We start from the raw sequence: 20,685 nt of genomic DNA, 5'->3' as shown, positions 1-20,685 counted from the left end.
ACCGATGACGAACCTCGCCGCCGCCCTCGTCGCCACCGCCGGTCGGCTTCCCGACAAGACGGGGATCAAGCTCGACCAGCTCGAGGTGACATGGTCGGCGCTGCTCGCGGCAGCCGGTCAGGTGGCCGGGCAGCTGCGTGCCGCAGGGCTCGAACCCGGCGACCGCGTCAGCCTCATCCTGCCGAACGTGCCGGCCTACCCCGTCGCGTTCTACGGGACCCTCCTCGCCGGCGGCGTCGTCGTGCCGATGAACCCGCTCCTCAAGGCCGGCGAGATCCAGTACTACTACGAGGACAGCGGTGCCGGGCTCAGCCTCGTCTGGCCCGACTTCGCCGAGGAGGCGGGCAAGGCGGCCGCCGAGACCGGCACCCGCGTCGTCCTGTGCGGTCCGATGGGCCCGGCCGAGGGCCAGCTGGACGCAGCGCCGCCGCTGACCGACCCGGTGGACCGCGCCGACGACGACACGGCGGTGATCCTCTACACCAGCGGCACGACGGGCAAGCCGAAGGGCGCCGAGCTGACCCACTTCAACCTGCACCGCAACGCCGAGGTGTCCGCGAGCGACGTCATGCAGATGACCGAGGACGACGTCATCATGGGCTGCCTGCCCCTGTTCCACGTGTTCGGGCTGACGTGCGGGCTCAACACCGCGGTCCAGCGCGGCTGCACCCTGACCCTCATCCCCCGGTTCGACCCGGCCAAGGCGATCGAGGTCATCGGCCGCGACCGCGTGACGATCTTCCAGGGCGTGCCCACGATGTACGCCGCGATCCTCAACCACCCCGACGCCGACCGTGCGGACACCTCGAGCCTGCGCACCTGCGTGTCCGGAGGGTCCGCCATGCCGGCCGAGGTGATGCGCAGCTTCGAGAAGAGGTTCGGCTGCCGGATCCTCGAGGGCTACGGGCTGTCGGAGACCTCCCCGGTCGCCTCGTTCAACATGCCCGACAAGCCGACGAAGCCCGGCACCATCGGCCGCGCCATCCCCGGGTGCGAGATGAAGCTCGTCGACATCGAGGGCAACGACACGCCGGCAGGCCAGATCGGCGAGATCGCGATCCGCGGCGAGAACATCATGAAGGGCTACTGGAACCGGCCCGACGCGACGGCCGAGGCGATCCCCGACGGCTGGTTCCGCTCCGGTGACCTCGCGACCGTCGACGACGAGGGCTACTTCACGATCGTCGACCGCAAGAAGGACCTCATCATCCGCGGCGGCCTCAACGTCTACCCGCGCGAGGTCGAGGAGGTGCTGTACACCCACCCCGACGTGCTCGAGGCGGCCGTCGTCGGCGTACCGGACGACCTCATGGGCGAGGAGGTCGGAGCCGCCGTCGTGCTGCGTCCCGGGTCGACGGCGACGCTCGACGACGTGCAGGCGTACGTCAAGGAGCGGCTCGCGGCATACAAGTACCCGCGCCGGCTGTGGCTGCTGCCCGAGCTGCCGAAGGGGCCGACGGGCAAGATCCTCCGGCGCGAGGTGCGTCCGCAGACCCCCGCCTGAGCGGTCCTGCCGCGGAACCGCCGCGTCGCAGGAGCGGCCCTCCCGAGCCGTTCGCGACACGCGGGCGCTGGACTCGCCACACGTTTTGGAGTATCGCCCCGTTTCGGCGACACTGGTCGCGGGTCACTATCGACGTGCCGTCCCCGTTCCGCCCCGGGGACGCCGGCACCGTCTCAAGGGGTACACACGCGTGAAGTCGAACGTCCGTTCCGCCGTCGTCTCGGGCCTGGCGGTCCTCGCCATGCTCGGCGTCACCGCCTGCAACGCCTCGGCCACGGCGGACAACACCAACCCGGCTGCCTCCGGAACCTCGGCCCCGGGCCGGACGAGCGACGCCGCGCCCAGCCCGACCACCGAGGCCGTCGTCTTCACGACCACACCTGACGACGACGCCACCGACGTCGCCGTCGACACCCGCGTCAAGGCTTCCGCCCAGAAGGGCACGCTGACCGGGGCGACCCTGTCGTACAAGAGCAAGAAGGGCAACCGCATCCCCGTCGACGGCACCCTGTCGGGTGGTACGTGGACCGCGGGCGACCTGCTCGAGCCCGGCGTCAAGTACACGCTCAAGCTCGAGGCCAAGGACGCCGACGGCCAGACGACCGAGGTCACCCGCACGTTCCGCACGGCCGACCTCTCCCTGGACGACCAGGTCTACGTCGCGGTCTCCCCCCGTGACGGCGGCACGGTTGGCATCGGCATGCCCGTCGTCGTCCGCTTCGACCTGCCCGTCACAGACAAGGCCAGCTTCGAGAAGCACATGAAGGTCACGACGCAGCCGGCGCAGTCCGGCTCGTGGTACTGGCTCAGCTCGACCGAGGTGCACTGGCGGCCGAAGACGTACTGGAAGCCCGGTACGAAGGTCCATGTCGAGGCCGACCTCAACGGTGTCCCCGCGGGCAACGACCGCTTCGGCCAGATGTCGCGCACGTCCGACTTCACCATCGGTCGCGCCCTCGTGGCCAAGGTCAACCTCAAGACCGACCAGATGGACGTCTACATCAACGGCCGGTGGACCAAGCGGATCCCCGTCACCGGCGGCCGCCCCGGCTTCACGACGCGGTCGGGTGTCAAGGTCATCATGGACAAGCAGACCAACATCACGATGCGCGCCGAGACCATCGGCCTGAAGAAGGACGACCCCAACTACTACGCCGACACCCCCGTCAAGTACGCGATGCGCGTCACGAACTCCGGCGAGTTCCTCCACACCGCCCCGTGGTCGGTCGCCGACCAGGGCGAGCGCAACGTGAGCCACGGCTGCACCGGCATGAGCGACGCCAACGGCAAGTGGATGTACGAGCACACGATCATCGGTGACGTCGTCGAGACCACGGGGACCAACCGTGGCATGACGATGGGCAACGGCTACGCCGACTGGAACCTCAGCTGGAGCACCTGGCTCAAGGGCTCGGCCCTCTGAGGTCCTGACGCCTCCGGTCAGCCGGCGGCGCGTTCGGCCAGCTCGCGCGACGCCTCGACGGCGGCCCGCTGGATGCGGCGGGCCAGGTCCGGCGCTGCGCCGGCGAGCCCGCACGCGGGGCTGACGACGACGTCGGCCAGGTCGGCGACCGGTAGCCCGACGCGCCGCCACGCGGACTCGACACGGTCGGTGACCTCGGCGACCCGCAGCCGGGAGCCGTCGGTCGGGACCGCACCCGCGTGCAGCCGCACGCCGTCCTCGACCGCGACGGCGACGCCCTCCCACCCGCGCGGGCCGAGCAGGCTCGTGTCGAGCGACAGGCTCGCGGCACCCGCGGCCCGCAGGAGGGGCAGCGGCGGGTCGACGGCGCAGCAGTGGACGACGGTGCGGCCGCCGGCCACCGCCGCTGCCGCCTCGAGGACCGTGCGCAGACCGCCCTCGGCCACCTGCGGGTCGAGCGAGGGCAGCCGGCCGAAGCCCGAGACGGTGGGCAGACGCCCGGCGAGGACGGTGGGCAGGGACGGTTCGTCGACCTGGACGACGAGCTCGGCACCGGGTACGAGTCGCCGGACCGCCTCGACGTGCACCCGCAGCCCCTCGGCGAGGGACTCCACGATGTCGCGGCAGGCCCCCTCGTCGACGACGGCCCGCTCACCGCGCGGCAGCCAGAGCGACGCCGCGAGGGTCCACGGCCCGACGACCTGCACCTTGAGGGGGCCGGTGTGGCCGTCGAAGGCCTCGGCGAGCTCGTCGAGGTCCTCGCGCAGGAACGCGGCGGTGCGCCCGGCGTCGCGGCCCGGCCGGTCGACGAGGCGCCACCCTGCCGGCTGGAGGTCGACGGGAAGCTCGACCAGCATCCCGGCGGTGCGCCCGACCATGTCCGCGCCCGGGCCCCGCGCGGGCAGCTCGGGCAGGTAGGGCAGCTGGCCGTCGAGGAGCTCTCGCACCTGAAGGAGCGCGTCGCGGACCGACGTGCCGGGCCAGGAGCCGATGCCGGAAGCGAGGGTCACCGCGCCAGCCTAGGCGGACGCGTCCGCGTCACCGCACCGGCCTGCCGACCAGCGCCGCGCGCGCCACTGCCCGCCACTGCCCGCCGGTCCCCCCGCCGCTCCCCCGCCACTCCCCCGCCACTCCCCGGCCGGCGACCGGCGCTAGCGTGGCCCGGGTGATGCGACGCGACTTCGCCGGCCCGAGCGACCTGCGCGCGATGCAGGACCTGTGCTCCCGCACGTGGACGCCGACGAGCCGGTTCCACCCGGGGCAGCTGGCCTGGAACCGGTACTCCGAACCCGTCGACGTGCAGGCCCTCGGCGAGGGAGAGGCCCTGGCGGTCTGGGCCGAGGGCGAGCGCACGGTGGCCTTCGGCTGGGCCGAGAGCCCCGACTGGCTCGAGCTGCAGGTCGACCCGGCCCGTCCGGAGGTCGCCGCTGAGGTCCTCGACTGGTTCGAGGAGTGGAGCGACGCGGACGAGCAGTCGACCATGGCGGTCGAGGGCGACGCGGCGGTCGAGGCCGCGCTCGGCGACGCCGGGTTCGAGCCGCAGCCGGGCGCGCCGTTCCTCACCCACCACACGCTCGACCTCGCCGACCTGTTGCCGGTGCCCAGGGTCCGGGGGTACGCCTTCCGGGCGGTCGGCCCGGAGGAGGCGGCCGCGCGCGCGGCCGTGCACGCCGCGGCGTGGTCTGACGACGCGCCCTCCCGGGTGGACGCGCTCGCCTATGCCCAGCTCATGCGCACCTGGCCCTACCGTCCCGACCTCGACTGGGTCGCGGTCGACGCGGCGGGGGCGATGGTGGCCTCGGCCCTCGTGTGGCTGGACCCCGAGACCGGCGCCGGCCTCGTGGAGCCCGTCGGCTGCGTCCCGGCACACCGCGGCCGCGGCCTGGCCGGCGCCGTGACGCTGGCGGCCCTGCACGCCCTGCGCGACGTCGGCGGCCGCGTCGCACAGGTGACGCCGCGCGGCGACGACGACCACCCGGGGCCGCGTCGCATCTACGAGGCGATCGGGTTCGCCCCGACCGCGCGGGTGCTCACGTGGTCCCGGTCGGTGCACTGACCGGCACGCAAGGTCAGCCGACCGGCTCGCGCTCGAGGCGCGAGGAGGCGATGGTCGCCGACCCGATGACCCGGGAACCGTCGTAGAGCACGACCGACTGCCCCGGTGCGACCCCACGGATGCGCTCGTCGAGGCGCACCTCGACGGTGTCACCCTCCGCCCACGCGATGGCCCGGTGCTCCTCGCCGTGGGCGCGCACCTGCGCGCCGACGCGGACGACGCCGTGCGGCGCGGGGCCGCACCAGCGTGCGTGCCGACCGCTCATCGCGTTGACGCCGAGCAGGTCGGCCGTGCCGACGACGACCCGGTTGCTCTCCGGACGCACCTCCACGACGTAGCGGGGCTGCCCGTCGGCCGCCGGCCGCCCGAGCGCCAGGCCGCGACGCTGGCCGACGGTGTACGCGAACGCCCCCCGGTGCTCGCCGACGACGGCACCGGAGGTGTCCACGATCTCGCCGGGCGCCTCGCCGAGCTCGCGCGTCAGCCACCCACGGGTGTCGCCATCGGCGATGAAGCAGATGTCGTGGCTGTCCGGCTTGTTCGCGACGTAGAACCCCCGCTCGGCCGCCTCACGACGGATGTCCGGCTTCGTCGTGTCACCGAGCGGGAAGAAGGAGCGCGCCAGCTGGTCGGCCTCGAGCACGCCGAGGACGTAGCTCTGGTCCTTGGCCGCGTCGACGGCCCGGTGCAGCTCGCGGCGCGTCCCGCCCGCAGCGTCCGGCACCTCGACGATCCGGGCGTAGTGACCGGTCGCCACGGCGTCGAACCCGAGCGCCAGCGCCTTGTCGAGCAGTGCCGCGAACTTGATGCGCTCGTTGCAGCGCAGGCACGGGTTGGGCGTGCGCCCCGCGGCGTACTCGGCGCGGAAGTCGTCGACGACGTCGCGCCGGAACCGCTCGGCCATGTCCCACACGTAGAACGGGATGCCGAGCACGTCGGCGACCCGGCGCGCGTCACCCGCGTCCTCGATGGTGCAGCAGCCGCGCGCGGACTCCCACAGCGTCGCGGCGCTCTGGCTCAGCGCCAGGTGCACGCCGACGACCTCGTGTCCCGCATCGAGCATGCGGGCGGCGGCGACGGCCGAGTCGACGCCGCCGCTCATCGCCGCGACGACCCTCATGACGTCGCCTCGCGAGCCCTCCGGGCCCGGTCCAGCGCCGCCGGCAGGGCGGCGAGGAACGCGTCGACGTCGGCCTCGGTCGAGGTGTGTCCGAGGGTCAGGCGCAGCGCACCGCGAGCGTCGGACTCCTCGATGCCCATGGCCAGCAGGACGTGGCTCGGCTGCGGCACCCCGGCCTGGCACGCCGACCCGGTCGAGCAGGCGACGCCCGCGGCGTCGAGCAGGTAGAGCAGCGAGTCGCCGTCACAGCCGGGCACGAGCAGGTGCGCGTTCCCCGGCAGGCGCCGGGAGGAGTCACCGGGCTCCCAGAAGCCGGTCGGCCGGACGTCGGGGGCCACCTCCATGGCGCGCTCGAGGATGGCGTCGCGCAGGGCCACGAGCCGCTGCGCCTCGGCGTCCATCGACTCGACCGCGGCGGTCAGTGCCGTGGCGAAGCCGACGATGGCCGGGGCATCGAGGGTGCCCGAGCGGACCTGCCGCTCCTGCCCGCCGCCGTGCGTCAACGGCACGAGCGTGGCATCGCGCCGCACGACCAGGGCCCCGACGCCGATCGGGCCACCGAGCTTGTGCGCCGTCACCGACATGAGGTCGGCCCCGCTCGCGGCGAAGTCGACCGGCACGTGCCCCGCCGCCTGGACCGCGTCGGTGTGGAACGGGATGCCGAACTCGCGGGCGACGGCGGCCAGCGCCGGGACGTCCTGGACGGTGCCGACCTCGTTGTTGGCCCACATGACCGACACGAGCGCGACGGACCCCGGGTCCTGTTCGACGGCGCGGCGCAGCGTGGCCGGCTCGACGAACCCCTCGGGCGTGCACTCGAGCCAGGTCACCTTGGCGCCCTCGTGCGCGACGAGGAAGTCGACGCAGTCGAGGACCGCGTGGTGCTCGGTGACCCCGACGAGCAGTCGGACGCGTGCGGGGTCGGCGTCCCGCCGGGCCCAGAAGGTGCCCTTGAGCGCGAGGTTGTCCGACTCGGTGCCGCCGGAGGTGAAGACGACCTCAGAGGGCCGCGCCCCGAGCGCCCGGGCGATGCGTTCCCTGGACTCCTCGACAGCCCGCCGCGCCTCACGACCCGTGCGGTGCAGGGAGGACGGGTTGCCCACGACCGCGAGCTGGCGGGTCATCGCGTCGAGCGCCGCCGGCAGCATCGGCGTCGTCGCGGCATGGTCCAGGTACGCGGTCACCGCACGATTCTAGGGCGTGCCGCTCCCCCGCCCGCCCGCGCCCACGACGCGCCCACGACGCGCCCACGACGCGGCTACCGGCCGTAACCTGCGCCACCGACGTCTCGTTGACGGGACAGGTCGCCGCCACCGTGGGCGTCGGCCCCGGCAGAGAGGGAACCATGCTCGGCACGACCAGAACCCGCCTCCGCACCGCCGTCGCCGCAGGCGTCGGCACGCTCGCCCTCGTCGCCACCGGGCTGGCCGGCGCCGGCTCCGCGGGCGCCTCCGGCGCGTCCGACGCCACGGCAGGCCTGTCCACGCCCGGCGCCGCGACGGGCACGACGGGCCTCGCTCCGCTGTCCCCCTGGCTCGCCCGGCAGTGGCCCAGCCTCCCGAGCCTGCGACCGACGACGGTCCTCGTCCACGGTTCCGACGTCGCCACCGCCCGCCGCGCCGCGACGGCCTCCGGCCTCGTCGTCCGTGAGAGCTTCGACAAGATCGGGGTCGTCGTCGCCGCAGGCCTGCCGGCGCAGATCGCGGCCGTGCGCGCCGCGCCCGGCGTCACCTACGTCGAGGGCAACGAGCCGATCAGCCTGTACCTGTCGACGTCGAACACGGCGACGCGCGGCTCGGAGGCGCGCGCCACCCTGACCGGCGCGAACGGCAGGCCCCTCGACGGTTCGGGAGTCAGCGTCGCGGTCATCGACTCCGGCGTCGACCCCAGCCACCCGTTCCTGCGCAACCCGGACGGCAGCTCGGCCGTCGTCAAGAACCTCAAGGTGGTGTGCGACCCGCTCGAGGTCCTGCCGTGCCAGCCGGTCGACGCCGGCAGCCTCGACACCGACCTGCTCTCGGTCGGCGGCCACGGCATGCACGTCAACGGCATCGTCGCCGGCCGCGACGTCACCCTGTCGGACGGGACGAGGATGCACGGCGCGGCGCCGGGCGCGAGCCTCGTCAGCCTGAGCACCGGCGCGGTCCTGTTCATCGTCGGCGCCGACTCCGCCCTCAACTGGGTGCTGGAGCACCACACGGCCCCGTGCGGAGCGGGCGTCCCCGCGAGCACCTGCCCCCCGATCAAGGTCACCAGCAACTCGTACGGACCGTCCGGCGGCGGCGAGCTCGACCCGAACTCCGCGACGGTCAAGCTCCAGCGGGCCCTCGTCCGGGAGGGCGTGGTCACCGTCTGGGCCAACGGCAACGACGGCGGCGACGGCTCGGCCAACCTGTCCAACCCGCCCGGACAGGACCCCACCCCGGGGATCCTCTCGGTCGCCTCCTACAACGACCACGACTCCGGCACCCGTGACGGCACGGTCAGCACCTTCAGCTCCCGCGGCAAGCGCGGACAGCTGTCGAGCTACCCCGACATCTCCGCACCGGGCGAGGGGATCACGTCCTCGTGCCGGATCTACCTGCCGATCTGCACCTCCGGCGGCGACCCGCGCGACGGCGGCGACTACAACACCATCAGCGGCACGTCGATGGCCACGCCACACATCTCCGGCATCGTCGCGCAGCTGTTCCAGGCCGACCCGGCAGCCACGCCCGCCCAGGTCGAGGCCGCGCTCGAGTCGTCGGCGTACAAGTACACCGACGGTGCCGCGTACGAGCCGGACGCCGACGGCCGCGGCACGACCTCGTTCGACAAGGGCCACGGGCTCGTCGACGTCGTCGCGGCGGTGGCGGCCCTGACGCGCTGAGGCGGCTGGCCTGCCCGACCTGTGGCTGAGACGGCCCGCCCGGGCGACTCGCCCACCCCGGACGCCGCGGAGCCCCCCGACCCCACCCCGGGGGGCTCCGTGGCCCGGTGGTTCCGCGACGCCCGCCCGGGGCCGGCGCTCGGGCGCCCGCGGGCTCGCCGCCTATCATCGGCGGCATGGGTGGCTCGCACGAGGACACCGGAGGCAGCACGCTGCAGGCCCCGACCTGGCACCGCGTCGTGACGGCGCTCGCCTGCCCGGTCATCGGCTACTTCGTGGCCCGGCTGCTCGAGCGGTACCTCCCGGCGGTGCCCGCGCCGGCGGCCCTCGCCGTGTGCCTCACGTCGGCGCTGGTCCTCGCGGTGCGCGCGTGGCGGGCTCGCGTCGACCTGCGCCGGGACGAGCTGCGGGTCCACAACATGCTCTCCTCGACGACCGTCGAGCGGCGGCTCGTGCGTCGGGTGTCGAGCACCGGACGCGTCGAGTTCCGGCGCGGGTCGGAGCGGCTGACGAGGCTTCCGTGCGAGGCCCTGCAGGGCCCGTGGTGGGCGTTCGGCTCCGGCGGGCGGCGGTACGTCGCGAACCGGGAGCGGCTCTCGAGCTGGGCCCGCACGTCCTCGCGGGTGGTGCGTGACGAGCAGGGCCCCGGGGAGGCCGTCGCCTGAGCCCAGGCTCCTCCTGCCCGGCGGTATCCGCCGCGACGACGAGGGCCCCCGACCGCACGGTCGGGGGCCCTCGTCCTCGGTGCGCTGGTGGTCAGCCCTTGGCGGCCTTGATCGCCTCGGTGGCCTGGGGCAGCACGGTGAACAGGTCCCCGACGACGCCGAAGTCGACCAGCTCGAAGATCGGGGCCTCGTTGTCCTTGTTGACCGCCACGATGGTCTTGGAGGTCTGCATCCCGGCCCGGTGCTGGATCGCCCCGGAGATCCCGCACGCGACGTACAGCTGCGGGCTGACCTGCTTGCCGGTCTGCCCGACCTGGCTGGTGTGCGGGTACCAGCCGGCATCGACCGCCGCGCGGGACGCGCCGACCGCTGCGCCGAGGCTGTCGGCGAAGTCCTCGACCGGGGAGAAGTCACCGCCGGTGCCGCGGCCACCGGACACGACGATCGCGGCCTCGGTCAGCTCCGGACGGCCGGTGGCCTGCTTCGGCTTGGACTCGGTGATCCGGGCTCCCTTGGCGGCCTCGGACGGGGCGAAGTCGAGCACCTCGTCGGCCGCGGCCGCCGGGGCCTCCTCGGGCGTGGCCGAGTTCGGCTTCACCGCGACGATCGGCGTGCCCCGCGTGACCGTCGCGGTGACCGTGTACGACCCTGCGAACACCGACTGCGTCGTCACCACCCCGCCACCGTCGGCGGCCTGCACGTCGACGGCGTCGGTAACCAGGCCCGACTCGGTCCTGATCGCCACCCGGGCCGCGATCTCCTTGCCCTCCGGCGAGGAGGGCACCAGCACCGCCGCCGGGGTCAGCTTGCCGACCAGCTGCGCCAGCAGCTCGGCCTGCGGCACGACCAGGTGCTCGAGCACCTCCGGCGCCTCGACCCGGTACACCTTCTCCGCGCCGTAGCGGGCCAGGGTCTCCCGGGCCGCGTCGAAGCCGGCCCCGACGAAGACCGCCGACGGCTCACCGAGACGACGCGCGATCGTCAACAGCTCCGAGGTCGTCTTGCGAACCTTGCCCTCGACGTGGTCGACGAGCACGAGAACTTCAGCCATGGTTCGTGGGTTCCCTTCTGTGGCTGGGGGTCGGTCAGACGAACTTGCGCTCGGACAGGAACGCGGCGAGCTTGCTGCCGCCGTCGCCCTCGTCGGTGACGATCTGGCCCTGGGTACGCGGCGGCCGCGCGGCGAACGACTCGACCCGGGTCCAGGCCGCCTCCAGCCCCACCCGCGCCGGGTCGATGCCCAGGTCGGCCAGCGTCCACTGCTCGACCGGCTTCTTCTTGGCCGCCATGATCCCCTTGAACGAGGGGTAGCGGGGCTCGTTGATCTGGTCGGTCACCGACACCAACGCCGGCAGCGCGGCCGTGATCGTCTGCGTCGAGGCATCCCCGTCGCGGCGGGCCGTGACCGTGCCACCGGTGCCGCCCGTGCCGCCGCCCTCGACGCTCAGCTCGGACGCGTACGTCACCGCCGGCAGCCCGAGCCGCTCGGCCAGCATCGTCGGGACCACGCCCATCGTGCCGTCCGTGCTGGCCATCCCGGTCACGACCAGGTCGACCTCGCCGAGCTTCCTGACCGCCTCGGCCAGCACCAGCGACGTCGCCGCCGCGTCGGAGCCGTGGATCGCCGCGTCGTTGACGTGCACGCCCTTGTCGGCGCCCATCTGCAGCGCCTTCTTGACGGCGTCGGCGGCCCGGTCCGGGCCGACGGTCACCACGGTCACCTCGCCCTCACCCGCCTCGACGATCTTGAGCGCCTCCTCGACGGCGTACTCGTCCAGCTCGGACAACAGACCGTCGACGTTCTCACGGTCGGTCGTGCTGTCCGATGCGTCGAACGTGCGCTCGGCCTGCGCGTCCGGCACGTACTTGACACAGACGACGATGTTCATGGGTGAACGTCCTCTTCCGTTGCGTGGATGGGGCTGCCGGAGTCGCTCCGGCACTGGCGTCATCCTCTCACTGAGCAACCGCTTACTCACCACGCGGCGGGCGTGACACTCACCACCCGCCGGCCGACACGGCACCCCCACCGGCCTGCGCCGGACGGCGGTGCGCCGCTCAGACGGCGCCCGTCTCGACGACGTGGAAGGCCGGCTCCTCGTACGGGTGGGCGGCGCGCAACGCCGCGACGACGGCGGCCCGCCGGTCACGCGGGAAGGTGACCTCGACGCGGTGCTCGCGCAGCGTCTCGAGGTGGCCGACCGCACCGATCGCCGGTACGGCGCCGGGGCCCGGCCGGAACTGCCCCGTGCCCTCGACGTACCAGGCGCACTCCGTGTAGTCCCCCACGGCCCCCGCGCCCGCGGCGAAGACGGCCGCGAGGACGTCCTCGGTCGACCCGACGGGCGCGTAGAACACGAGGACGTCCAGCGGCTGTGGCACCGGTGGGTCACCGACCTTCGAACTGCGCCTTGCCCGGACCCTGCTCGACGAACGAGGTCATGCCGATCTCGCGGTCGCGCGTGCCGAAGAGCCCGGCGAAAAGCATCCGCTCGATCTCCAGGCCGGTCTCGAGGTCCACCTCGAGGCCCCGGTCGATGGCCTCCTTGGCCGCGCGGACGGCGTACGTCGGCCCACCGACGAAGGTGGCCGCCCACTCACGGGCGGCGGTGTACACGTCGGCCGCCGGCACCACGCGGTCGACCAGGCCGATGGCGAGGGCCTCCTGCGCGTCGACGAACCGGCCGGACAGGATGATCTCCTTCGCACGAGAGGCGCCCACGAGCCGCGAAAGTCGTTGCGTCCCACCGGCGCCCGGGATGATGCCGAGGAGGATCTCGGGTTGGCCGAGCTTCGCGTCGTCGGCCACGACGCGGAAGTCGCACGCGAGCGCGAGCTCGCAGCCGCCGCCGAGCGCGTACCCGGTGACCGCCGCGATGACGGGCTTCGGGATGCGGGCGACCGCGGTGATCGAGGACGAGAGCGGCGCGGAGCGGTCGACCATGTCGGTGTACGACATGGCCTGCATCTCCTTGATGTCGGCCCCGGCCGCGAAGACGCGCTCGCCGCCGTAGACGATGACGGCCTTGACGTCGGGGCGCTCGGCGGCCTCACCCGCGGCGGCCCGGATCTCCTCCTGGACCTGGATGTTGAGGGCGTTCATCTTCGGCCGGTCGAGGCGGATCGTGCCGATGCCGTCCTCGACCTCGAGCCGGACGAGCTCGCCCATCAGGCCTCGCCCGGCGACACGGCGTCCGTCGGCAGCCAGGACTGGAAGAAGAAGCCGACGCTCTGCAGGATGTGGTTGACCGAGAGCGGCACGAGGATGTCGAGGTCGGCGTTCGGCGTGATGACGTGCTCGGCCGAGACGACGAGGCTCTCCTGCACGAGCGAGAGCTTGACGATGTTGAGCTGCATCGTGAGGTCGTTGCACCGGGCGAGGCGCTCGTTGCGGTCGGGCGAGACGGGCTCGGCGAGCTGCCACTGGCCGAAGAAGCGGACGACGGCGAGGTCGCCCTCCGCGACGCGGGCGAACAGCGTCGTGCTCGTGCCCTCGTTGTCGACGATCGCGAACTCGATGTCGCCGTCGCCGTCGATGCTCGCCTCGATCCCGAGACCCTTGAGGACCGCGACGACGCGGTCGCGGACCGGGGTGTCGGACGCCGGGGCCCCGTTCGGGACGCCCTCCGGGGAAGCTCGGCATGAAGTTGGGCAGGGAGGTCGGGTCGGTCATGCGCCCACCGTAGACCGATCGCCTCGGCGGACGCGAGACGGCCCGTGGGCGGCCGGCACCCCGGCCCGCCGCGCCGCCATACGCTTGGCCCCATGTGCCCGCCGCCGCCCACCACGCCGGACCTGCCGCCAGAGCCGGGGGTGCACCTGACCCCCGAGGGGGCCGTCTTCTCCGTCTACGCGGGGCACGCGGGTGGCGTCGAGGTGTGCCTGTTCGACCGTGACGCGGACGGCACCGAGACCGAGCGCCGGGTCGCCCTGCGGCACCGGGCGCACGGCACGTGGTTCGACACCGTCCCCGGCGTCGGGAAGGGGCAGCGCTACGCCTTCCGCGTCGACGGCGAGTGGGACCCCGAGAGGTCGCTCCTGCACAACCCGGCCAAGCTCGTCCTCGACCCGTACGCGCGCGCGCTCGAGGGCGACCTCCGGCTCGACCCGGCGCTCTGGGGCCACCGCGTCGGGGCCGACCTGCGCGGCGACATCGCCGTCCGCGACGCCCGGGACTCGGCGCCGTTCATGCCGCGGTGCGTCGTCGTCGACGACGGGTTCGACTGGGGGACGACGAGCTTCCCCGGACGTCCTTGACCGAGTCGCTCATCTACGAGGTGCACGTCAAGGGCGCGACGCGGCTGCACCCCGGGGTGCCGGCGCACCTGCGCGGCACCTACGCGGGGCTCGCCCACCCGGCGTACGTCGAGCACCTGACCGGCCTCGGTGTGACCGCGGTCGAGCTGCTGCCGGTGCACGCCTTCACCCACGAGCCCGAGCTCGTCCTGCGCGGCCTGGCCAACCACTGGGGCTACAACACCCTCGGGTTCTTCGCGCCGCACGCGGCGTACGCATCGGTCACCGACCCGCAGGGTGTGCTCGACGAGTTCAAGGGCATGGTCCGTGCCCTGCACGCCGCCGGCATCGAGGTGCTGCTCGACGTCGTGTACAACCACACGGCGGAGAAGTCGCGCGAGGGCATGACCCTGTCGTGGCGTGGCCTGGACCAGCGGGCCTACTACCGGCTCGACAGCCGTGGCCGCGACATCGACGTCACGGGCTGCGGCAACACCCTCGACCTCGCCCACCCGGTCGTGGCGCGCATGGTCCTGGACTCCCTGCGCTACTGGGTGCAGGAGTGCCACGTCGACGGCTTCCGGTTCGACCTCGCGGTCGCGCTCGGCCGCGGCAAGGACGACACCTTCGACCGTGACCACCCGTTCCTCGTGGCGCTGCGCACCGACCCGGTCCTCTCGCGCGCCAAGCTCGTCGCGGAACCGTGGGACCTCGGCATCCACGGCTGGCGCACCGGCCAGTTCCCACCGCCGTTCTCGGAGTGGAACGACCGCTACCGCGACACCGTACGCACGTTCTGGCTGCGCGACCTCGCGGCCTCAGCGAGCGGCAGCGGCCACGGCGTCCGTGAGCTCGCGACGCGCCTGGCCGGCTCGCAGGACCTCTTCGACAGGCACGACCGCGGCACCATCGCGTCGGTCAACTTCGTCACCGCCCACGACGGCTTCACGCTGCACGACCTCACCGCCTACGACGCGAAGCACAACGGGGTCAACGGGCACGGCGGCACCGACGGGTCGGACGACAACCGGTCCTGGAACCACGGTGTGGAGGGCCGCACCGACGACGAGCACGTCCTCGAGGCCCGTCGCCGCACGATGCGCAACCTGCTCGGGACGCTCCTGCTGTCCACGGGCGTACCGATGCTCACCGCGGGCGACGAGCTGGGCCGCAGCCAGCGCGGCAACAACAACCCGTACTCGCAGGACAACGAGATCAGCTGGACCGACTGGGACCTCGAGCCGTGGCAGGAGGACCTCCTCGCCACGACGCGCCATCTCGTGCGCCTGCGGCGAGAGCACCCGGTGCTGCGGCAGCGCTCGTTCTTCACGGGGCGCCCGGTCCACACCGACGGCTCGACCGACCTGGCCTGGTTCGGCAGCGACGGCGCCCCGATGGGCCACCGCTGGGACGGTCCGGCCGTGCACGTCCTCCAGGCGCTCTACGACGGCCGGTGGCTGGACCAGCAGTCGGTCCTCGTCGTCCTCAACGGGTCGGCGTCGGGCGTCGACGTGACGCTGCCCGCCGCCCCCGGCATCGCCGCCTACGAGCTGGTCTGGGACAGCACGGACACCCGACCCGCCGACGCGTGCCCCGCCGTGGCCGCGGGCACGACCCTGCCGGTGGGGCCGGCGTCGATGCGCGTCTGGCGCGCCGTCGCCGCCCGCTGAGCCCGCTGAGCCCGCCGGTCCCGCTCGCCGCCGCTCGGACCCTGACGCGGCAGAGCCCGGGCCCCGCGCGGGGTCCGGGCTCTGCGGTCGAGCGTGGGAGGACGGCTCAGGCGGTGGCGACTCAGGCGGTCCGGGCCAGGCCCAGCTCGGCCGACGACGCGAGCGCCGGGTGCCTCGGTACGACCCGCACGCTGTAGCCGAACGAGCCGGTGCGGCGCAGCGGCTGCGACCCGGCGAACTGGGCGCGGCCGTTCTCGTAGCCCTCGACGAAGGACAGCGGTGTGGTCTCGACACCCCACAGCTCGTCGGCCTCGTTGACGTGGCCGTGCACGAGCTGGACCTCGACGTCGTCCGCGCGCAGACCGCCCAGGTCGACGTAGGCGCGCAGGTCGAGGGTGTCGCCGATCTCCGGCGAGTCGGACAGCCCCGACGTCTCGAGGTGCTCGACCTTGACGTTCGGCCAGGCCGCCCGGACCGACGCCTTGTAGGCGGCCAGCTCCTTGGCCCCGGCGAACTGGGGCCCGTTGAGGGCCCGGCCGGCACCGGCGGCGGGGCCGTAGAGGGTGGTGACGTAGTCCTCCACCATGCGGCTGGCCAGGACCTTGGGCCCGAGCGTCTTGAGCGTGTGGGTCATCATCGAGATCCAGCCGTTGGGCAGGCCGTCGGCGCCCCGGTCGTAGAACTTCGGCGCGACGTCGTGCTCGATGAGGTCGTAGAGCGCGGCCGCCTCGATGTCGTCGCGGCGGTCGGGGTCCTCGACGCCGTCGGCGGTCGGGATGGCCCAGCCGTTGCGGCCGTCGAACCACTCGTCCCACCAGCCGTCGAGGATGGACAGGTTGAGGCCGCCGTTGAGGGCCGCCTTCATGCCCGACGTGCCACAGGCCTCGAACGGCCGCAGCGGGTTGTTGAGCCAGACGTCGCAGCCCGGGTAGAGGTGCTGGGCCATGGCGATGTCGTAGTTCGGCAGGAAGACGATGCGGTGGCGCACCTCGGGGTCGTCGGCGAAGCGGACCATCTCCTGGATGAGGCGCTTGCCGGTCTCGTCGGCAGGGTGCGACTTGCCGGCGATGACGAGCTGCACCGGGCGCTCCGGGTGCAGGAGCAGTCGCTTGAGACGCTCCGGGTCACGCAGCATCAGGGTGAGGCGCTTGTACGTCGGGACGCGCCGGGCGAAGCCGATCGTCAGGACGTCGGGGTCGAGGACGTCGTCGACCCAGCCGAGCTCGAGCTCGGTGGAGCCGCGCTTGCGCCAGGAGGAGCGGACGCGGCGCCGGGCGTCGTTGACGAGCTTCTCGCGCATCTCGCGCTTCGTCGACCAGACCGCGTCGGCCGGCACCTCGTCGATGCGTTCCCACGCGTTCTCGCCGGCGATGTCGGAGGTCCCGAGGTGCTTGAGCGCGACGTCGTACACCGAGCGGTCGACCCACGTCGGTGCGTGGACGCCGTTGGTGATGCTCGTGATCGGCACCTCGTCGTCGTCGAAGCCCGGCCACAGGCCGTCGAACATCTCCCGGCTCACGACGCCGTGCAGCTGCGAGACGCCGTTGGCGCGCTGGGCGAGGCGCAGGCCCATGACGGCCATGTTGAAGATGCCGGGCTGGCCGCCCTCGTAGTCCTCGGCACCGAGGGCCAGGAGGCGCTCGACCGGCACGCCGGGAATGGCGTTGGGGCCGCCGAAGAAGAGGTTGATCTTCGCGGCGTCGAAGCGGTCGATGCCGGCCGGCACGGGCGTGTGCGTCGTGAACACCGTGGCCGAACGGACCGCCTCGAGGGCCTCGTCGAAGGTGAGGCCGTGGTCGCGGACGAGCTCGGTGATGCGCTCGACGCCGAGGAAACCGGCGTGGCCCTCGTTCGTGTGGTAGACCTCCGGGGCGGGCGCGCCCGAGAGTCGCGACCACAGGCGCAGCGCACGGACGCCGCCGATGCCGAGCAGCAGCTCCTGCTCGAGGCGGGTGTCGCCGCCCCCGCCGTAGAGCGACTCGGTGACCCGACGCGTCTGCTCGTCGTTGCCCGGCACGTCGGAGTCGAGCAGCAGCAGCGGGACCCGGCCCACCTGCGCCTTCCACACGTGGGCGTTGAGGACGCGACCGGCCGGGAGGTCGACGGTGACGACGGCCGGCGTGCCGTCGTCCTCGCGCAGCAGCGACAACGGCAGGCCGTCGGGGTCGAGCACCGGGTAGGACTCCACCTGCCAGCCCTCGCGGTCGAGGGCCTGCTTGAAGTAGCCGGTCTTGTAGAAGAGGCCGACGCCGACGATGGGGACGCCGAGGTCGGAGGCGGTCTTGAGGTGGTCGCCGGCGAGGATGCCGAGGCCACCGGAGTACTGCGGCAGCACTGCGGTGATGCCGAACTCGGGGCTGAAGTAGGCGACCGCCGCGGGGGCCGCGCGGCCGGCGGCCTCCTGCTCGCGGCTCCAGCGCTGGTACCAGCGCTCGTCGGTCAGGTAGGACTCGAGGTCGGCGTTGGCGGCGACGACGCTGCCGACGAAGTCGTCGTCGGCCGCGAGCGATGCGAGCTCGTCGGCGGACAGACGGGACAGGAGCTTGACGGGGTCCTCGCCCGCCTGGGCCCACTTGCGGGGGCTGATGCTCTCGAAGAGATCACGCGTCGGCGGGTGCCAGGACCACCGGAGGTTGCTGGCGAGAACGCCGAGCCCCTCGATCCGGGTGGGTAGGACGGTGCGGACGCTGAAGCGACGGATGGCCTTCACGAGGAGTCAGCATAGGGGTCGCACTGACGTCTTCTTGCAACGCTTGCAGCGGGGTTTCACCCAGTGGACGGGAGCAGGGCCGGTGCGCCACGCCCGCGCAGCGCCCGTGTCGGGATTGCGCCAACTTCGATACGGTCGATCCCGTGAGTGGCTCAGCGAAGAAGTCCCGTTCCAGCAGGCCCGCACGACCGCGCTCGCAGGTCTCGCCCGCGAGCCGCCCCGACCCGACGTCCGTGACCACCGTGTCCCGCGACGCCCCGGCGACCCCTCCCCAGGCGGCGGCCGCCGCCCCGGCACCTGCGCCCGACGACTCCCACCCCTCGGCGGACGCGGCCTTCGTCGACGAGACCGCAGCGGGCGCCTCCCACCTGGCGCCCGAGCACCCGGCGAGCGAGGCCCCGACCGTCGAGGGCTATCCCGGGCAGGCCCTGCCCATCGGCCGCATCCCGGTCAGCGACGTGCGTCCCCTCGTCGACGGCGGCACCCGCCCGGCCAAGTCGGTGGTCGGCGAGGAGTTCGTCGTGCGCGCGAAGGTGTTCCGCGAGGGCCACGACGCCGTCAACGCCACCGCCGTGCTCACCGACCCCGACGGTCACGACCACTACTTCGCGATGCACTGCGACAACCCCGGCACGTCCGAGTGGTCCGCGACCGTCGTGGCCGGCCGCGAGGGCTGGTGGACCTACCGCGTCGAGGGGTGGTCCGACCCGTACGCGACGTGGGTCCACGACGCCGGCATCAAGATCGCCGCCGGCGTCGACGAGGACCTCATGTGCGCCGAGGGCGTCCAGGTGCTCGAGCGCTTCGCCGAGGCGGTCCGCGGCCAGGGCGTCGACGCGTCGGACATCGACCGGGGCGCACTCGCCCTCGCCGACACCCGCCGCCCCGCGGCCCACCGCTTCGGCGCGGCCACGTCCCCGGAGATCCGGGGACTGGCGGCGATCATGCCGCTGCGCGAGCTCGTCTCCCCCTCGCCGACCTACCACCTCCACGTCGAACGCGAGCTCGCGCTCTTCGGCGCGTGGTACGAGATCTTCCCCCGCTCGGAGGGGGCACGCCGCGACCCGGAGACCGGTGAGTGGGTGTCGGGCACGTTCCGCACGGCCGCCGAGCGGCTGCCCGCGATCGCCGACATGGGCTTCGACGTCGTGTACCTGACCCCCATCCACCCCATCGGCACGACGGCGCGCAAGGGCCGCAACAACAGCCTCGCCGCCGAACCCGGCGACCCCGGATCCCCTTATGCCATCGGCTCGCCCGACGGCGGCCACGACGCCATCCATCCCGACCTCGGCACCTTCGAGGACTTCGACGCCTTCGTCGCCGAGGCCCGCCGCGTCGGCCTCGAGGTGGCGCTCGACATCGCGCTGCAGGCCTCGCCGGACCACCCGTGGGTGCAGACCCACCCCGAGCTGTTCACGACGCGGGCCGACGGCACCATCGCCTACGCCGAGAACCCGCCGAAGAAGTACCAGGACATCTACCCCCTGAACTTCGACAACGACCCCGCCTCGGCGTACGCCGAGGTGCGGCGCGTCATCCAGGTCTGGCTCGACCACGGCGTGCGGATCTTCCGCGTCGACAACCCGCACACCAAGCCGGTCCGGTTCTGGCAGTGGCTCATCGCCGACGTCGCCGAGCGGTACCCCGAGACGATCTGGCTCTCCGAGGCGTTCACGAAGCCGGCCATGATGCACGAGCTGGCCAAGGCCGGCTTCCAGCAGAGCTACACGTACTACGCGTGGCGCAACCAGCGGTGGAAGCTCGAGGAGTACGGCCGCGAGCTGGCCTCCGACGCCACGGGCGCCGCGTACATGCGCCCGTCCTTCTGGCCCACGACGCACGACATCCTCACGCCGTACATGCAGTACGGCGGGCCCACGGCATGGAAGCTGCGGGCGGCGCTCGCCGCGACGATGGTGCCGACGTACGGCATCTACGCCGGGTACGAGCTGATGGAGCACGTCGCCCGGCCCGGCGCCGAGGAGCAGATCGACAACGAGAAGTACGAGTACAAGGACCGCCAGTGGTACCTCTACGAGCCCGGCGGCCCGCTCGAGGACCGGTCCCTCGCGTGGTACCTCAAGCGTCTCAACGAGATCCGCGGCTGGCACCCCGCGCTGCGCTGGCTGCGCAACCTGCACTTCCACTCGGCCGAGGACGACAACGTCCTCGTCTTCAGCAAGACCCGGGTCGACCGCGCGACCGGCGAGCGCGACACCGTCCTCGTGGTCGCCAACCTCGACCCGCACGCCACCCGTGAGACGTGGGTGCACCTCGACCTCGAGGCGATGGGTATGGCGACGTGGTCGACCTTCGACGCGCACGACCACATCACCAACCAGACGTGGCAGTGGCGGCAGGACAACTGGGTCCGCCTCGGCCCCGACTCCGAACCCGTCCACATCATCAGCGTGAGGAGCCATTGACCG

The 20,685-nt window shown here is 72.9% G+C and carries 17 protein-coding genes; 8 read left to right on the top strand and 9 right to left on the bottom strand.

Features of this window, described 5'->3' with window-relative positions:
- The first annotated feature begins 4 nt into the window (after nt 1–4).
- On the top strand, nt 5–1,504 hold the full coding sequence (locus AC1VM9_RS14185) for a long-chain-fatty-acid--CoA ligase (RefSeq protein WP_483123073.1): 1,500 nt from the start codon (nt 5–7) through the stop codon (nt 1,502–1,504).
- 190 nt (nt 1,505–1,694) lie between these two features.
- Nucleotides 1,695–2,927: a L,D-transpeptidase gene (locus tag AC1VM9_RS14180; protein ID WP_481342939.1), complete on the top strand. Its 1,233-nt coding sequence runs from the start codon at nt 1,695–1,697 to the stop codon at nt 2,925–2,927.
- A gap of 17 nt (nt 2,928–2,944) precedes the next feature.
- Here the strand turns inward: AC1VM9_RS14180 and AC1VM9_RS14175 are convergent, their stop codons facing one another.
- Nucleotides 2,945–3,937: a uroporphyrinogen decarboxylase/cobalamine-independent methonine synthase family protein gene (locus AC1VM9_RS14175; RefSeq protein ID WP_483123071.1), complete on the bottom strand. Its 993-nt coding sequence runs from the start codon at nt 3,935–3,937 to the stop codon at nt 2,945–2,947.
- A gap of 158 nt (nt 3,938–4,095) precedes the next feature.
- Between AC1VM9_RS14175 and AC1VM9_RS14170 the strand changes: the two genes are divergently transcribed.
- On the top strand, nt 4,096–4,983 hold the full coding sequence (locus AC1VM9_RS14170; protein WP_483124023.1) for a GNAT family N-acetyltransferase: 888 nt from the start codon (nt 4,096–4,098) through the stop codon (nt 4,981–4,983).
- 13 nt (nt 4,984–4,996) lie between these two features.
- On the opposite strand, the gene mnmA is transcribed toward AC1VM9_RS14170, so the two are convergent.
- Nucleotides 4,997–6,103 carry a tRNA 2-thiouridine(34) synthase MnmA gene (gene mnmA / locus AC1VM9_RS14165; protein ID WP_483123070.1) on the bottom strand — a complete coding sequence of 369 codons (1,107 nt, stop codon included), beginning with the start codon at nt 6,101–6,103 and terminating at the stop codon, nt 4,997–4,999.
- Complete coding sequence (locus tag AC1VM9_RS14160) at nt 6,100–7,287, bottom strand: cysteine desulfurase family protein (RefSeq protein WP_481344698.1); 1,188 nt, start codon at nt 7,285–7,287, stop codon at nt 6,100–6,102. The genes mnmA and AC1VM9_RS14160 overlap by 4 nt, the downstream gene beginning before the upstream one ends.
- 161 nt (nt 7,288–7,448) lie before the next feature.
- On the opposite strand from AC1VM9_RS14160, the gene AC1VM9_RS14155 reads away from it, so the two are divergent.
- Entirely contained in the window at nt 7,449–8,972 is a 1,524-nt protein-coding gene (locus AC1VM9_RS14155) for a S8 family serine peptidase (RefSeq protein WP_483123069.1), read from the top strand.
- A 176-nt stretch (nt 8,973–9,148) separates the two neighbouring features.
- Nucleotides 9,149–9,637 (top strand): hypothetical protein, encoded by a 489-nt coding sequence (locus tag AC1VM9_RS14150; protein WP_483123068.1) that lies wholly within the window; start codon nt 9,149–9,151, stop codon nt 9,635–9,637.
- Nucleotides 9,638–9,728: 91 nt separating this feature from the next.
- Here AC1VM9_RS14150 and AC1VM9_RS14145 read toward each other — a convergent pair whose 3' ends face one another.
- The 5 genes from AC1VM9_RS14145 to AC1VM9_RS14125 all read right to left on the bottom strand — a co-directional run bounded on the left by AC1VM9_RS14145 (nt 9,729) and on the right by AC1VM9_RS14125 (nt 12,994).
- A complete protein-coding gene (locus tag AC1VM9_RS14145) occupies nt 9,729–10,688 on the bottom strand; it encodes an electron transfer flavoprotein subunit alpha/FixB family protein (RefSeq protein WP_483123067.1) in 960 nt (319 codons plus the stop codon).
- 34 nt (nt 10,689–10,722) lie between these two features.
- A complete protein-coding gene (locus AC1VM9_RS14140) occupies nt 10,723–11,526 on the bottom strand; it encodes an electron transfer flavoprotein subunit beta/FixA family protein (RefSeq protein ID WP_483123065.1) in 804 nt (267 codons plus the stop codon).
- A gap of 169 nt (nt 11,527–11,695) precedes the next feature.
- On the bottom strand, nt 11,696–12,019 hold the full coding sequence (locus tag AC1VM9_RS14135) for a hypothetical protein (RefSeq protein ID WP_483123064.1): 324 nt from the start codon (nt 12,017–12,019) through the stop codon (nt 11,696–11,698).
- A gap of 7 nt (nt 12,020–12,026) precedes the next feature.
- Entirely contained in the window at nt 12,027–12,806 is a 780-nt protein-coding gene (locus tag AC1VM9_RS14130; protein WP_483123063.1) for an enoyl-CoA hydratase/isomerase family protein, read from the bottom strand.
- Nucleotides 12,806–12,994: a hypothetical protein gene (locus AC1VM9_RS14125; RefSeq protein ID WP_483123062.1), complete on the bottom strand. Its 189-nt coding sequence runs from the start codon at nt 12,992–12,994 to the stop codon at nt 12,806–12,808. Before AC1VM9_RS14125 ends, AC1VM9_RS14130 begins: the two co-directional genes overlap by 1 nt.
- A gap of 408 nt (nt 12,995–13,402) precedes the next feature.
- Here AC1VM9_RS14125 and AC1VM9_RS14120 point away from each other — a divergent pair, with 408 nt between their 5' ends.
- Both AC1VM9_RS14120 and glgX read left to right on the top strand, forming a co-directional pair.
- Nucleotides 13,403–13,894 carry a hypothetical protein gene (locus AC1VM9_RS14120; RefSeq protein ID WP_483123060.1) on the top strand — a complete coding sequence of 164 codons (492 nt, stop codon included), beginning with the start codon at nt 13,403–13,405 and terminating at the stop codon, nt 13,892–13,894.
- Nucleotides 13,891–15,543, top strand: coding sequence for a glycogen debranching protein GlgX (gene glgX / locus AC1VM9_RS14115; protein WP_483123059.1), 1,653 nt, complete (start codon nt 13,891–13,893; stop codon nt 15,541–15,543). The genes AC1VM9_RS14120 and glgX overlap by 4 nt, the downstream gene beginning before the upstream one ends.
- A gap of 121 nt (nt 15,544–15,664) precedes the next feature.
- Here glgX and glgP read toward each other — a convergent pair whose 3' ends face one another.
- Entirely contained in the window at nt 15,665–18,253 is a 2,589-nt protein-coding gene (glgP, locus tag AC1VM9_RS14110) for an alpha-glucan family phosphorylase (RefSeq protein ID WP_481339395.1), read from the bottom strand.
- Nucleotides 18,254–18,396: 143 nt separating this feature from the next.
- Between glgP and AC1VM9_RS14105 the strand changes: the two genes are divergently transcribed.
- Entirely contained in the window at nt 18,397–20,682 is a 2,286-nt protein-coding gene (locus AC1VM9_RS14105) for an alpha-1,4-glucan--maltose-1-phosphate maltosyltransferase (protein WP_483123058.1), read from the top strand.
- The last annotated feature ends 3 nt before the right edge of the window (nt 20,683–20,685 follow it).

This window comes from Monashia sp. HAY1-11D, from assembly GCF_056868035.1.
The sequence above is the reverse complement of the archived record's forward strand: the minus strand, read 5'-3'. Positions and strand labels throughout refer to the sequence as shown.